This is a genomic window from Pseudomonas sp. YA1, from assembly GCF_058680555.1.
The window spans coordinates 1-13,492 of sequence record NZ_JBZWBG010000005.1 but is presented as its reverse complement, the minus strand read 5'-3'; the positions used below and the strand labels follow the sequence as shown (position 1 = coordinate 13,492).

Below are 13,492 nucleotides of genomic sequence, written 5' to 3'. Positions count from 1 at the left end.
GCGCTCTTGCCCTCCCCTGCCTCACTGGTAGTCGAGCATGATCACCATCGCGGCCAGGACCGAGCCGGGCGTGATTTTCTCGGCAGTCTGTACGTATGCCGCATTCATCGGGATCCAGTACGCCCCACCAGTGTTCTTCTCGTAAGCGGTCACGGGCAAAGAGGTGCCCATCCGTAGCGGCGCACCTACCTCATCGGTGACCCGGACCGATACGCCGGTCGCGGTGCTGCCCGCCAGGCGCGGCAGCACACCCGAGCCTTCGGCCACCGCGCCCCCCACCGGCTGGACGCTGTAGCCGACGCGGTTGTAGCCGCGAGGACACCCGGCGACTACGAGATTGAACGGGGTAACGGCCGCATAGGTGCCGACGCCGTTCAACTGGGCGGAAGCGATCGGCTGCAGCTTCACCGTCTGGTCGGCGACCTGGCAGGTCGCATCGATGGTAGAGACGCGCCCCAACAATCTGACGGAGACTGAATCGGTCGAGATGAGACCGTCCCTGTAGGCGAGCAGGAAGTACGAGTTGAACGCGCCGCTCGAAAACTGTCCTTCGGAAATCGGCGAAGAATCGCGAACCAACTGGACTTCCGCGACTTGGGAAAAGGCCCCTCTGAAGCTTGTGCTGACCGGCTTGCCATCGATCAGCAGGCGTACGGAGAGGCCCGAAACGTTGGTCTGCAGGTCCGGTCCCTCGACGGGACTCCAGACGCTGCCCTTGTCGTAGAGCGAGGCCGTGAGGATCTCGCAACTGTTCCTGCCGCACGCCTGCAGCGGGGTGAATGTGTAGCGCGACATGATGGTGCCGGGAGGGAGAATCGAAGGCACGGCGATGTCGCGACCGTCGAAAGCGTATATGTCGGCAGCCATGCTCGTACCGGCGGGAACGAACAGGGCAGCCACGACAACCAGGGCTCGACAGAACGTCTTGAGTTGCATGGATTGACAACCGAATGTGTACGATGATTCTGGGAAATTCGCCGAAACCGGTGCGAAGATGATGAGAGTGGCGGATCTTTCCAGAAGGAATGGAAAGGAAACATAAGACAGGACCGACACATCCCCGCGAATTTACCCAAGAACTGTCAGGAAAATTCCCAGGCAGGCTCTACCGCCCGCTTCCCCTGGGCCTCCAGCAGACGTTGGCAGGCGGATGACACGCCGGCGGCAAGCATCCGGCACGGCACCGCTTGCTACCCGGCGAGCCTGGGCGGCGTGTCAATCCAGCTATCGTTCCGAGAAAGAGGATGGCGAGCGCGCCCTCCGCGAGGAGGAAATGGGGTCGGCCCGTCGCCGTCCATGCCTGACTTGGAAAAGGTCGACTCGATGTCCGGGACTGCATGCGGGTGGGCGAGAACCCGAGGAGGCGAGGGCGCCATAGCACAAGGCCCGCCATTCCCTCACGGGTGGCGGGCCTTGGGATGACGCGAAATCAGATGGGGCGGCTGCCGTACTTGCTGTCCGGCTTCTTCGGCGGATCGGCCACCACGTTGGGTTCGATCTCCTGCACCTTTCCACCGCGGGAAAGGAATTCCTCCATCGCCTTGGCGAGGGCGTCACGCTCTTTCTGCTTGGCTTCGACCGAGGGCAGTTCCTCTTCCACCACGGCGGCTTTCGCCTTCTTGCCGGGGGCGGGGGCCTCGTCGCCGTCACTGCTGTCCGCTTCGCCGTCGTCGGCCGCGGCCAGCTCTTCGCCGTCGTCCTCGTCAGCGCCGTCCAGCTCGTCCTGTTCCAGTTCTTCTTCGCTCATGGTCAACCTCTCGGTGCTGCAAAAGCAGGTTAGTTATAGCCCAGCCGCGCGTTTTGATGAGCGCCGCCGGAAAAAATTCATACTGACTCGCCCTGCCAGGTGGCGAGCACGCGCCGTGCCCCGCCCCTGTCCCGGTGTTCACCGAGATAGATCCCCTGCCAGGTGCCCAGTGCCAACCCTCCCGACTGTATCGGCAGGGTCAGTTGGCAGCCCAGCAGGCTGGCCTTGAAATGCGCCGGAAGGTCGTCCGGACCTTCGTCGTTGTGTTCATAGCCGACTTCGCCGCGTGGCGCCAGCCGCTCGAAAAAACGCTCGAAATCCCGGCGTACGGCAGGATCGGCATTTTCATTCAGGGTCAGTGAAGCCGACGTATGTTGCAAAAGCAGGTGCAGCAGGCCGACCCGGCACCGCCGAAGCTCCGGCAAGGCGTCGAGTATCTCCTCGGTGACGAGGTGAAAGCCCCGCGGACGCGGGCGCAAGGTGATCAGGGTCTGCTGCCACATGCTGCTGTTCCAAATCGGCTCCGATCCGTCGCGCCGCGCATTCTAGCGCGGCATTTGAAAAAGCAAAGAGCGTAAGAGACAGACCTGTGAAAGCTGAGGGTTGCGCAGTCCGCCGGCAGTCGCTGAAAGACCGGTTGCGGAGAGGTCGTGGCAGTCGCGGGAAGCGCCCAGGACTTTCGACGCACAAGGGCGTGGCGTTCGGCAAAGGCGAGCGCGGGAGGCAAACCGACGCCCGGCGGAAAGCCGGGCGCCGGCAGGTATTACAGGTTGTAGCCGCGCTCGTTGTGCAGCGCCAGGTCGAGGCCGACCGCTTCCTCTTCCTCGGTGACCCGCAGGCCCATGACCAGGTCCAGCACCTTGAGGATCACGAAGGTCACCACGGCGGTGTAGACCACGGTGAAGGCCACGCCCTTGAACTGCACGAAGAACTGCGCGCCGATGTCCTCCACGCTGCCGAAGCCGCCCAGCGACGGCGCCGCGAAGATCCCGGTGAGCAGCGCGCCGACGATACCGCCGACCGCATGTACGCCGAAGGCGTCGAGGGAATCGTCGTATTTCAGCGCGCGCTTGAGACTGGTGGCGGCGAAGAAGCAGATCACCCCGGAGGCCAGGCCGATCACCAGCGCGCCCATCGGACCGGCGGTGCCGGCGGCCGGGGTGATCGCCACCAGACCGGCGACCACGCCGGACGCGATGCCCAGGGCGCTCGGCTTGCCGTGGGTGATCCACTCGGCGAACATCCAGGCCAGGGCCGCGGCGGCGGTAGCGATCTGGGTCACCAGCATGGCCATCCCGGCGGTGCCGTTGGCGGCGGCGGCGGAACCGGCGTTGAAACCGAACCAGCCGATCCACAGCATGGCCGCCCCGACCAGGGTGTAGCCGAGGTTGTGCGGCGCCATCGGCGTGGTCGGGTAGCCCTTGCGCTTGCCCAGCACCAGGCAGGCGACCAGGCCGGCGATACCGGCGTTGATGTGCACCACGGTGCCGCCGGCGAAGTCCAGCACGCCCCAGTCCCACATCAGGGCGCCGTCACCGCTCCAGACCATGTGCGCGATCGGCGCGTAGACCACGGTGAACCAGACCGCCATGAAGATCAGCATCGCCGAGAACTTCATGCGCTCGGCGAAGGCGCCGACGATCAGCGCCGGAGTGATGATCGCGAAGGTCATCTGGAAGGTGATGAACACGCTTTCCGGGAACAGCGCGGTGGCGGAAGTCAGGCCGTCGGCGGTGAGACCGCTGAGGAAGGCCTTGTCCAGCCCGCCGACGAAGGAATTGAAGTTGAGGACGCCCTTCTCCATCCCGGCGGTATCGAACGCCAGGCTGTAGCCATAGACCACCCAGAGAATGGTGATCAGGCCGGTGATGGCGAAGCACTGCATCATGATCGACAGCACGTTCTTCGCTCGCACCATGCCGCCGTAGAACAGCGCCAGACCGGGGATGGTCATGAGCAGGACGAGCGCAGTGGAGATCAGCATCCAGGCGGTGTCGCCGCTGTTCAGGACGGGTTCCTCGGCGGCCAGGGCGACGCCCGGCAAAGCGAGGGACAATAGGGCTCCTAGCCCTGCGATCTTACGCAGAGTCATGTTGGTATTCTCCTGGGGCTTTTGGGGGTTCGGTTGGGCTTAGATCGCGTCGGTATCGGTTTCGCCGGTACGGATGCGGATGGCCTGTTCCAGGTTCACCACGAAGATCTTGCCGTCACCGATCTTGCCGGTATTGGCCGCCTTGGTGATCGCCTCGATGACGCGGTCCAGCTGGTCGTCGGCGATCGCCACGTCGATCTTCACCTTGGGCAGGAAGTCGACGACGTACTCGGCGCCGCGATACAGCTCGGTGTGGCCCTTTTGCCGGCCGAAACCCTTGACCTCGGTCACCGTGATGCCCTGCACACCGATCTCGGACAACGACTCGCGGACGTCGTCCAACTTGAACGGCTTGATGATGGCAGTGACTAGCTTCATGAAACTCTCTCCCGTGTTTGGTGGACTCGCCCCAGGAAAACGAACCCGAGGACAGTCTAAGCGCAGTGTCTGGCTTTGTAACGCGCCGGTCCCTCTGGGAAGCATGATCGGGACCCTCCGCCCCGACCTGGCCCTGCTGCGGCCGTTCGATGCCGCAACCTGCCGGCCTCCCGCAACCGCCTCATCTGCCGCACCGGTACTGCTTCAGTGCACGCCTCACCCCGGCCAAAGCAGAAAGCTTGCCAGCTCCGGCAAATCCGCCGGATTTCAAGCCCTTAGCCGCCAACCCGGGGATAGTGCGGAACGCCGGCCTCCGGGCGGCGCACCAAATAGGCGCAGACGCGCTCCGACAATTGCGCAAAAAGTGTGCAATGGCCCTCCCGCGAGCGCCGCCGACATCATGCTAGACTGCCGCCCACTCGTTACCGGAACCCTCGCCATGCTGCCGCCCAAAGCCGTCTTCGAAGCCCTCAGCCAACAAGCCAGCCGCCTGTTCGCCGGCGAATCGCCGTTGCCCAAGGCCGAGCTGGAGTCGCAGTTCCGCGCCCTGATGCAGAGCGCCTTCAGCAAGCTCGACCTGGTCAGCCGCGAGGAATTCGACAGCCAGATGCTGGTCCTCGCCCGCACCCGCGCACGGCTGGAAGCCCTGGAGGCCAAGGTGGCGGAACTCGAAAGCAAGCTGACGCCGCCCGCCGACTGATCCTTCCCCCTGCGAGCGGCGTGAGATCAAGGAGCGATCCATGTCCCTGGCGATTGTCCACAGCCGAGCCCAGGTCGGCGTCGAAGCCCCCTGTGTCAGCGTCGAGGCGCACCTGGCCAACGGCCTGCCTTCGCTGACCCTGGTCGGCCTGCCGGAAACCGCGGTGCGCGAGAGCAAGGACCGCGTGCGCAGCGCCCTGCTCAATGCCGGTTTCGACTTCCCCGCGCGGCGCATCACCCTCAACCTCGCCCCCGCCGACCTGCCCAAGGACGGCGGTCGCTTCGACCTGGCCATCGCACTCGGCATCCTCGCCGCCAGCGGCCAGTTGCCCGGCACCGCCCTCGACGGCCTGGAGTGCCTTGGCGAACTGGCCCTGTCCGGGGCGATCCGGCCAGTGCGAGGCGTATTGCCAGCCGCGCTGGCGGCGCGCGACGCAAGGCGCGTTCTGGTGGTACCGAAGGAAAATGCCGAAGAGGCCAGCCTGGCCAGCGGGCTGACGGTGTTCGCCGTGGACCACCTGCTGGAGATCGCCGGACACCTCTCCGGCCAGGCCCCGCTGCTGCCCTACCAGGCCCGCGGCCTGCTCCGCGCGCCCTTCCCTTATCCAGACCTGGCCGAGGTCCAGGGCCAGGCCGCCGCCAAGCGCGCCCTGCTGGTGGCCGCCGCCGGCGCGCACAACCTGTTGCTCAGCGGCCCGCCGGGCACCGGCAAGACCCTCCTGGCCAGCCGCCTGCCCGGCCTGCTGCCGGCGCTCGACGAGGACGAGGCCCTGGAGGTCGCGGCGATCCATTCGGTGGCCAGCCACGTCCCCCTCAGGCACTGGCCGCAACGACCGTTCCGCCAGCCGCACCACTCCGCCTCCGCGCCGGCCCTGGTCGGCGGCGGCAGCCGCCCGCAGCCGGGCGAGATCACCCTGGCGCACCAGGGCGTGCTGTTCCTCGACGAACTGCCGGAGTTCGAGCGCAAGGTCCTGGAGGTCCTGCGCGAGCCGCTGGAAAGCGGCGAGATCGTCATTGCCCGGGCCAACGGCCGGGTACGTTTCCCGGCGCGCTTCCAACTGGTGGCGGCTTTTGTGGGAGAAACTGCTGATCAGGGATTTAGAAGCCAATGCTAGCTTCCCGCTCGCATGCTCGCGTCTGAGAAAAGACAGGTCAGTCGCACTGTTATCGAAGTACTTTGGCCCTGTCACGTCGGATCAGTGATTCGCAGGTTCGCATGCTGGCTGCGAAATAGCGTTGCGAAACAATCCTCATGCTCCTCTCCGTGGAGCAGGAGATGGTCACACCATCTGGATCAAGCAGAACCCTACTAGCCCCGTGAACGAGCCCCTTGAAACACAGGACACCGTTTCCTTAGTCGATGCTATGAGCAGTCGACCAGCCCGGCTCGATGGATTGAGCATATGCTGAAAGTGGAAAACATGGGGCGCCGACGGCACTATTCTGGGGGCCCCTCGCTTGCTTTTGGACAATACCGAGCACTGTCACCGAGAGACGTTAAGACGTGGAGGCTAGGCGCTGATACTTACCCGCCGAACCTGGATAGCATGGCCAACGCTCACCTTGCGGCGGGGCTTGGCGTTACCCACGACAATCGCGGATCCGTCGGCTTTGGTTTCAACGAGATAGTTGCCCTGCACCTTCATGACGGTATGCCCGGCTGCGAGCGCTCGCAGATAGGCCGCGTGAGTCGCATCTGCGGCGACTGCTGGAATCTCGTCTTCAAGATTCCGAATCTCGCGTTTGGTAAGGCGCTTTTTTCTTTGCATACGCTTCTCACGAGAGGAAGCTGGGCGCATCGGTACCGCTCTAGGGCAATGCTACCCACCGCTCACCAGATTCCGGTAGAACCAACCATCACATCTTCATTCCACCAACAACTCGAACGGTGATGTGCTGTGCACGGGGCATTGACTCCTCATGCGAGCCTAACCTTGTTTAAGGTAAAGAACGACGTCCACTATTTTCTGCATCCGGCACGCGACCTGTATGACCTGTTCGTGATCCAAGTACTATTCTCGGCTGAGCCGGATCTGCAGCGGCACTGAAAGGGAGGATGAGGTCGACCGGAATTTCATGAGCGCGCCGTAATAGCGACCTTGCCTGCCCGACCTGATGTGTGCAAGCAAACCATGTCACGGCATCGACGTGAGGTGTCCGCGGGTGGGACGGTTTCCGATCAAAAGGCCCCACGGCTCATACAACCAGATACATCAAAAAAATTACGATGGGCAGGTCTACTCGGCTGGCTCACCGGGCGGGTGCTTAAGTTTCAAGGACAGCACACCCTCGACACGCTCAAGGATCAACTCATCCCCCACGATCCATCCCAGCCTATCCAACAACTCGGAAGGCAGCTCGATGATGGCATCACCACTACCGTCTCCGGGGTCTTGGCAGACCACTCGCCAGCTGTTGAGGTCACCCATCGTCATGTCCTCGTCATATGATTACATCGCAGGCAATCGAGCAGTGGACCCGGCCAAGCCGCGTAAGTCCAAGCTGAGCCGGCCTGCTCTATGACTTACCGGAATCGGCCGCTCATGAGTAGCGGTACTCTTGCGGCGAAAAGCGTCCCTTGGGGCCAAACAGCAGCATGGCCGTAAACTTTTCCAGGTAGGCCATCGCTTCCGCCGGCGCTTGCTGCACGAAATACGCCCGCTGCACCGCAGGAATCGCGGCGCGGTGCGCCAGACAGGCCTTCACCATTTCCGCCAGCACAGAACCGCGAACGTCGTAACGTGCATCCACGGTACGCAGGACAGTGCGATAGCAGGAGTGATAGGCCGATTGATGATCGACCTGCCGTTGGACATCGCGACTCATCCCTGGCTTCCCGTCTGCCATGAGGCCAGAAACTGCAGCACTCGTTCAATCTGACCCTGACTGACCAGTTGCTCCGCGGTCTGCTGTTCGAAGGTCGGTAAAGGCTCGAGGCGAAACCAAGTGATCGCCCGCTCGACAGCGACTCCGCTCTCGGCTACGGCCAAGATCACCCGCAGGACATCCGCGATAAAACGTTGTGTCGCTTCGGCATCGGATGCGCTGGCCGCATCTGGTTGGCTGCGACGATAGACCGCGACCTGGCGGGTAAACACGGTAGGGCTGAGGCCAAAGATCTCGGCATAGTGCTCAACCGAATAGGGCGCCCCGTTCGCGGGACACAGACAGTCGATCAGCTCGGCGGCCGACAGCACCTCTAGCCGGAGTGCTCCCTGGTTCATAGCTTATTCCTCCTGCCACGTCTCGCTCACAGCATGCCCGCAAACCTGCAAGAGGCAAAGCTCCCATTCGCTAGCCCGGGCCATTACCGTCTCCTTTTTCCACGGAGTCCCCCAAAGCTATCTCCCGGAGGAGCGGCGCTGAACCAGGCCCATCCCAATGCTGGCGGAAAGGTAGTTGTGGAGATAGCCATAGATGTAGATCCTCAGCAGAACAGCAGGGGGTACGCAGGGAGTCCAGTTTCGGTGGGAACCACACCACTGAAGCCCAATCAGCCGAAGTCAAGTTCATCGACGAACAACACCGACTACTCGAACCTGGCTAGTGTGTGCGACGTAATCGTCCAGGCTCTAAGGCCGCAACGTGCCTCGATGCTAGCCTTGGATGAAGCGCTTCATGGACTGCCCCGCTATGACTGACGACGGCAGGGATAGCAAGAGCACTGGTCACGTTTTTACACAGCCTGGGCGCTTGGTGTGTCCGTCCGAGGCATTCAGCTATTTCAGGCAAGTGCAGCCCCACAGTCCTGTGCAGCGAGAGCAGTTGGCAGCCCATGAGGTTTCAGGCCTTCATTGCCACCATCAGCGCACTATTGCCCAGCAAGTTCAGCACCCGTTTGAAGTTGTAGGCGAGCACATGCAGGCTCATTTCCGTGCTCACCCGGCTGGTCGGCGACAAGATGTTCTACGTCTGGCGCGGTGATAGTTCCTGTGCTAATCCCCTTTGGGGACACGGAGCATGGATATGGCCATTTACCAGGAAGTACTGACGTGGGCGGACAGGCTGCCGCCGTGGCGCCATGACGCCTTGCGTCGCTTATGCGTTCAGGGCAGCTGGAGCGAAGAAGATCTTGGAGAAATTCTGGACCTCGCCAAGCAGCATCATGGAATTGCCAGTGCATTTGAACCTGCGCCGCAGCCGATCAGGTTTGCTGCAGAACACTTTCCCGCAGAAGCAAATCGGGACCAGGTCGTTGTTCTCAGGTCCCTGCATACGCTGACCAATGTGGGAAAAATCCCGAGCGACCAAGCTTTGGAGTTTCAAGCCCTGGGCCTCACCATCGTGTACGGGGGCAATGGCACAGGAAAGTCCGGTTATGCACGAGTGTTGAAGCAGGCATGCAGAGCCAGGAGCCCGGGAGCCGTCTACGCCAATGCCTACGCTGATGACTATAAGCAGCTCACACCGAGCGCCACTATCGACTTCGAGCTGAACGGCGCCCCAGAGCAGACTATCTGGAGTGGTCAGCAGGGCCATGTTTCGCGGCCCGAACTCAGGGGCATCTCCGTCTTCGATGGCGACTGCGCACGCCACTACCTCCAGTCGAAAGAGACCGCTACCTTTCAACCGTCCGCTCTGAGCTACCTCCAACTACTGGCCAATGGTCTCAATCAGACTCTGCGTCCGCGGCTTCAGGCAGAGATTGCAGGTCTCGCTACAGACGTTACACCCTTCAGTATCATTCCCACCGATACCGATGCCGGCCGGGCGGTGCATCCGATTGGCCCAACTACCGATCTCACGCGGGCCCGTGCGTTAGCCGTGCTCACCCTGGATGAGCAAGCAGAGTTCGCACGACTGCCACAGGAAATCAGCGAGGCAAACCCCACCGCCAAGGCAGCAAATCTCGACAACGCTGCTACGAGGGTCGACGAGCTGGCCAACAACATCACCGCGGCCGCCGGCATTGTGTCTGATGATGCATTGGATGCCAGGCAGTTGGCGCACCGAAGTCTGGTAGAAGCGGAGGCCGCGGAGCGTGCGGCCTCTGAATTGCTGCAGGCCGAAGATGCTTCGCAGTTGCTCGCCGGAACGGGGCAAGGCCCCTGGGCAATGCTGTTTAACGCTGCGCGCGAGTATTCGACCAGTACGGCATATCCCGAGCAGGCCTTCCCAGTTACCGGCGAAGGAGCTGTCTGCGTGCTTTGCCAGCAGGAGCTGACCCCGGAAGCGAAGGATCGCTTGGAGCGGTTTGATCGCTACATTCGGGACAAGGCGGCAGAAGCAGCCCAGCTTGCGCGTAACGCTTGGAAGCAGATCGTACGCAATGTCGGCCAAGAGAGCGTTGCCTTCACCGCTCCGCCGAACATGCTGGAAAGCTTGGGCGCGCGCGTAGCAACGCTGCCGGGCGAGATTCGGCTCTTCCAAGAAGACCTAGCCACTCGGCAGCAATGGCTTAAAGCCTCTGTTCTCCGCGGTGAATGGCAGGGGCGCCCTGCGTACCGGTGTGCAAACCCAACAGCTTTACTTCACCAAGTCGCCGAGGATCTTCGCGCCGAGGCGGCGCGATTGCGTGCGAACCTCGATGCGGCAGCCCTCGCGGCGAAGAGACAACGTCTGAAGGAGTTGGAGGCCCGACGGACACTTTCCGAACATATCGAAGCTATCGCGAGGGTGAGTGAGAACCTCGCTCACAAGGCAAAGCTCCAGCGCTGCCAAGAGGATATCGGCAACACGCGAGCTATCAGCATGCTCGCAGGCCAGTTGGCCAAGACATACGTCAGTGAGGCGTTGGCTGGCACGATGAATGATGAACTCAACAGGCTGGATCTGTACCACGTTCGAGCCGGTATCAGTTCAAGCGGAGATGCAGGAGCGGTGCGGCTAGGCATCCAACTCCAGGATTGCCAGCTTGATCCCCATTTAGTCCTGAGCGAGGCGGAGCAGCGCATGTGTGCGCTCGCGTACTTCTTCGCGGAGCTCCAACAATCGGGCTCCTCATCTGGGGCTGTATTCGACGATCCGGTTTCCAGCCTTGATCACAGCCATCGAACCGCTGTCGCGCGCAGGATTGTTCAGGAGTCCGCCCAACGGCAGGTCATTGTGTTTACTCACGATGCAGTGTTCTTCGGAGAGCTAGTCACCCTTTGCCAAGATGCCCAGCTGGCTCCTGAAGTGAGGTCGATTACTTACCGGGCGGAAGGGCCTGGCTATATCGATGCCGGTTTGCCTTACGACATGCGCAAACACAAAGAGCGTATTGCATACCATCGAGCAGACCACCAGCGAATTGCCGCCAGCTTCAATAACCCACCTGGGGATAATGAGCGGCTCGCGATGCGCAATGCTTACGACGATCTTCGCGTCACGATCGAAGTAGGTATCGAGGACACGATCCTCAATGAAACCGTAGTGCGGTTCCGCGACGGCATCTCGGTCGGCCGACTAGATGGCGTGATGATCGTGCAGGAGGCTGAGTACCGCGAAGTGCAGCGTTTGCATGACAAGTGCTGCCGGAACGTGCGAGCACACTCACATGCAGCCGGCCAGCAGCGTCCTGTAACGCAACCAGCCGAACTCCTGCAGGACATCGAGGCCGTCCACACCCTGTTTCACGATATCCGCCGGCGTAGGGGTTAAGCGCGCCATCACCAAATTGGCGCAGTGAGTGTTTGTTTGGTCGGTAGCTGCCGCATATAGACCGCTATCGGCCAAAAGCAGCCCATCGCCATAAGCTGATATCGCCCCATAGCTGCCGCACCGGGAACCCGTTGAACGATTCTCCATGCTTTGCGGTAATGTGTACTTCAGCCCCTACGGGGCCAGTGCGATCCGCCTTGGATATCAGTTTTTTACAATGGAATGCCCATGACGAGCAGTACCAGCGAAGACAAGAAGAGTCGACGTATCAATTTTTCACCTGATACCAAGCTGGAACTGGCAAAGCGTGCTGGCTTTCATTGCAGCTATCCCACGTGCCTGGTCCCGACCACAGGCCCAACCGTTGATGATGAGGGTAATGATTCCGCCGCTGGTATTGCGATCGCTGCCCACATCTATCCTGCCTCAAAGAATGGGCCTCGGAAAAGGGATGGGCTGACGCCTGAGCAGATCCGGAACATTTCGAATGGCATTTGGCTTTGTCGCACTCACGGCACCCTGATTGACGACTTCCAGGATGAATTCCCGGCTGAGAAAGTCATTGAGATGAAGAAGGTGCGCGAGTTCGCCCAGTGGCTTTCTCTCAAGTTGCCGGATGTGGCCTTCTTCGTTGGCTTCATTGGGGTTAAGCGCCTCGATGCAATCGTCTGGAAGCACTGGCCCAAACCTGATGAAGAGAAGATCAGGGTCGACGTCATTTCCGAAGGTATCAAATGCACGCCAGTCTCTGACGATCCCATCTGGACCCAGATGCCCGTCCCGCCTGCTGAGTTTGATCTCAAGCCGATACCCCGAGCGGCCAGCCCCCGGTCCCTGCATATTGCTGCTCTACCTTCGCCGACTCGGCGTGAATCGTTCCCTGCAGAACGCCGCCGCGCAATCGACATTGTCTCCTCCTGGGGAGAGCATGCGAAGCGCTGGGGTTGGGATGGGAAAGGGCTTCTTATCAACGATTGCTATGTAAAAATCACCGCTCGTGACCCTGAGTCGGGCGATATTGCCGAGCCGTTCCTATGGGTTCGGAGCCGTAGTGCACACGTCTACGACTACAACTTCATCGATGGTGAATCCCTCTTTCTTGACGTCGACCACACCGCCTACCGCGTCTCCAACCTCAACTGGCACCTGAACGTAACCATCAAGGATGGCGAGTGCCGCACTACGAGTACGCTGCGCATGCTGCGCCCCATCAGGTTGCCTAACCCCTACGAAAGGCATGAACACGCGGAGTTTGAGGCATACGCCCAAGTATTGGAGAAATTGGCATGTGGCTGGGAACCGGTTGGCTACGTTGGCCTTGAACCTGGTGAATGGTCTGAGCCCGAAAAAGTGCTCCCCGAGGGTTTTCCGATCCGGAGCGAAATCACCGAAGCGCAGTTTGCTCGGGCTCTTCAGCGCTGCGCGAGAGTGAAGCTTGGTTACGAGCTGGCAGAGGTTTGGGGCATATGCTTCCGCTTCAGCGATGCCTTCTTCAGTGATGCCCTCGACGAGACCATCATTCGGGAGGCTTCTGAAGCTTTACTTGCAGAGGTTGGGCCGGCCCCTTACCCGATCTCTGCCCATGGCAAGGAATTGGTCTCGCTTAACGATCGGCATGGCATCAGGCTGACCACCAAACATGGCGAGCTGTTCTTCGAGGTCGCTCAGACCATCGCGGGTATCCGGCGTACTTTTTAGGGTGAACGAAGGCTTGCGCATTTCACCGCGATGTTACACAGCTGGGCGTAATCGTACCTGGCCACTATCGGCCAACAGCGGTCATCTGATATCTAAGAAAACTGGGGCGATTCATTTCTACTATGGCTAGGCAGGTTTGGCTGGTTGAGCCAAGCTGCGGCGTCGAGCCAGATAAGGGAGGGTGTCCGAAATTTTGTGTAACCGGCTCATGAGCGACACTGTCGCTGAGAACTGGAGACACCATGAACAAGACGCCCCACACCATTACCGACGAACTGCTGGATCAGCTTCTGGCC

The 13,492-nt window shown here is 61.2% G+C and carries 12 protein-coding genes and 2 pseudogenes; 4 read left to right on the top strand and 10 right to left on the bottom strand.

Features of this window, described 5'->3' with window-relative positions; genetic code table 11:
• Positions 1-21 precede the first annotated feature (21 nt).
• From AC4OR5_RS08075 to glnK, 5 genes are all read right to left on the bottom strand, one after another.
• Positions 22-936 (bottom strand): fimbrial protein, encoded by a 915-nt coding sequence (locus AC4OR5_RS08075; RefSeq protein ID WP_058161207.1) that lies wholly within the window; start codon positions 934-936, stop codon positions 22-24.
• Positions 937-1,429: 493 nt separating this feature from the next.
• Complete coding sequence (gene sutA, locus AC4OR5_RS08070) at positions 1,430-1,747, bottom strand: transcriptional regulator SutA (protein ID WP_003096440.1); 318 nt, start codon at positions 1,745-1,747, stop codon at positions 1,430-1,432.
• 77 nt (positions 1,748-1,824) lie between these two features.
• Complete coding sequence (locus tag AC4OR5_RS08065) at positions 1,825-2,250, bottom strand: secondary thiamine-phosphate synthase enzyme YjbQ (RefSeq protein ID WP_003096441.1); 426 nt, start codon at positions 2,248-2,250, stop codon at positions 1,825-1,827.
• A 260-nt stretch (positions 2,251-2,510) separates the two neighbouring features.
• A complete protein-coding gene (locus AC4OR5_RS08060; protein ID WP_003109815.1) occupies positions 2,511-3,839 on the bottom strand; it encodes an ammonium transporter in 1,329 nt (442 codons plus the stop codon).
• A gap of 39 nt (positions 3,840-3,878) precedes the next feature.
• On the bottom strand, positions 3,879-4,217 hold the full coding sequence (glnK, locus tag AC4OR5_RS08055; protein WP_003096476.1) for a P-II family nitrogen regulator: 339 nt from the start codon (positions 4,215-4,217) through the stop codon (positions 3,879-3,881).
• Between the two features lie 439 nt (positions 4,218-4,656).
• Between glnK and AC4OR5_RS08050 the strand changes: the two genes are divergently transcribed.
• Both AC4OR5_RS08050 and AC4OR5_RS08045 read left to right on the top strand, forming a co-directional pair.
• Positions 4,657-4,917 (top strand): accessory factor UbiK family protein, encoded by a 261-nt coding sequence (locus AC4OR5_RS08050; RefSeq protein ID WP_003096478.1) that lies wholly within the window; start codon positions 4,657-4,659, stop codon positions 4,915-4,917.
• 40 nt (positions 4,918-4,957) lie between these two features.
• A pseudogene (locus tag AC4OR5_RS08045) lies at positions 4,958-6,028 on the top strand (YifB family Mg chelatase-like AAA ATPase); the annotation flags it as partial.
• 399 nt (positions 6,029-6,427) lie between these two features.
• Here AC4OR5_RS08045 and AC4OR5_RS08040 read toward each other — a convergent pair.
• From AC4OR5_RS08040 to AC4OR5_RS08020, 5 genes and pseudogenes are all read right to left on the bottom strand, one after another.
• Positions 6,428-6,685, bottom strand: a complete 258-nt coding sequence (locus AC4OR5_RS08040; RefSeq protein WP_019485048.1) for a hypothetical protein — start codon at positions 6,683-6,685, stop codon at positions 6,428-6,430.
• 468 nt (positions 6,686-7,153) lie between these two features.
• Positions 7,154-7,345, bottom strand: a complete 192-nt coding sequence (locus AC4OR5_RS08035; RefSeq protein ID WP_010794463.1) for an AbrB/MazE/SpoVT family DNA-binding domain-containing protein — start codon at positions 7,343-7,345, stop codon at positions 7,154-7,156.
• 112 nt (positions 7,346-7,457) lie between these two features.
• Entirely contained in the window at positions 7,458-7,742 is a 285-nt protein-coding gene (locus tag AC4OR5_RS08030; RefSeq protein WP_010794464.1) for a hypothetical protein, read from the bottom strand.
• Positions 7,739-8,140, bottom strand: a complete 402-nt coding sequence (locus AC4OR5_RS08025; RefSeq protein ID WP_010794465.1) for a hypothetical protein — start codon at positions 8,138-8,140, stop codon at positions 7,739-7,741. The genes AC4OR5_RS08030 and AC4OR5_RS08025 overlap by 4 nt, the downstream gene beginning before the upstream one ends.
• Before the next feature lie 559 nt (positions 8,141-8,699).
• Positions 8,700-8,804, bottom strand: a pseudogene (locus AC4OR5_RS08020) (hypothetical protein); the annotation flags it as partial.
• 78 nt (positions 8,805-8,882) lie between these two features.
• Here AC4OR5_RS08020 and AC4OR5_RS08015 point away from each other — a divergent pair.
• The gene (locus AC4OR5_RS08015; protein ID WP_034082779.1) at positions 8,883-11,498 is read left to right on the top strand and encodes an AAA family ATPase; all 2,616 of its coding nucleotides are present in this window, start codon (positions 8,883-8,885) and stop codon (positions 11,496-11,498) included.
• Between the two features lie 228 nt (positions 11,499-11,726).
• On the top strand, positions 11,727-13,196 hold the full coding sequence (locus tag AC4OR5_RS08010) for an HNH endonuclease (protein WP_010794467.1): 1,470 nt from the start codon (positions 11,727-11,729) through the stop codon (positions 13,194-13,196).
• Positions 13,197-13,492: the final 296 nt, after the last annotated feature.

Excerpts from the sequence above, each read along its gene's own strand:
- AC4OR5_RS08075 (WP_058161207.1), bottom strand. The coding sequence starts at position 936 with ATGCAACTCAAGACGTTCTGTCGAGCCCTGGTTGTCGTGGCTGCCCTG.
- sutA (WP_003096440.1), bottom strand. The coding sequence starts at position 1,747 with ATGAGCGAAGAAGAACTGGAACAGGACGAGCTGGACGGCGCTGACGAG.
- AC4OR5_RS08065 (WP_003096441.1), bottom strand. The coding sequence starts at position 2,250 with ATGTGGCAGCAGACCCTGATCACCTTGCGCCCGCGTCCGCGGGGCTTT.
- AC4OR5_RS08060 (WP_003109815.1), bottom strand. The coding sequence starts at position 3,839 with ATGACTCTGCGTAAGATCGCAGGGCTAGGAGCCCTATTGTCCCTCGCT.
- glnK (WP_003096476.1), bottom strand. The coding sequence starts at position 4,217 with ATGAAGCTAGTCACTGCCATCATCAAGCCGTTCAAGTTGGACGACGTC.
- AC4OR5_RS08050 (WP_003096478.1), top strand. The coding sequence starts at position 4,657 with ATGCTGCCGCCCAAAGCCGTCTTCGAAGCCCTCAGCCAACAAGCCAGC.
- AC4OR5_RS08040 (WP_019485048.1), bottom strand. The coding sequence starts at position 6,685 with ATGCAAAGAAAAAAGCGCCTTACCAAACGCGAGATTCGGAATCTTGAA.
- AC4OR5_RS08035 (WP_010794463.1), bottom strand. The coding sequence starts at position 7,345 with ATGGGTGACCTCAACAGCTGGCGAGTGGTCTGCCAAGACCCCGGAGAC.
- AC4OR5_RS08030 (WP_010794464.1), bottom strand. The coding sequence starts at position 7,742 with ATGAGTCGCGATGTCCAACGGCAGGTCGATCATCAATCGGCCTATCAC.
- AC4OR5_RS08025 (WP_010794465.1), bottom strand. The coding sequence starts at position 8,140 with ATGAACCAGGGAGCACTCCGGCTAGAGGTGCTGTCGGCCGCCGAGCTG.
- AC4OR5_RS08015 (WP_034082779.1), top strand. The coding sequence starts at position 8,883 with ATGGCCATTTACCAGGAAGTACTGACGTGGGCGGACAGGCTGCCGCCG.
- AC4OR5_RS08010 (WP_010794467.1), top strand. The coding sequence starts at position 11,727 with ATGACGAGCAGTACCAGCGAAGACAAGAAGAGTCGACGTATCAATTTT.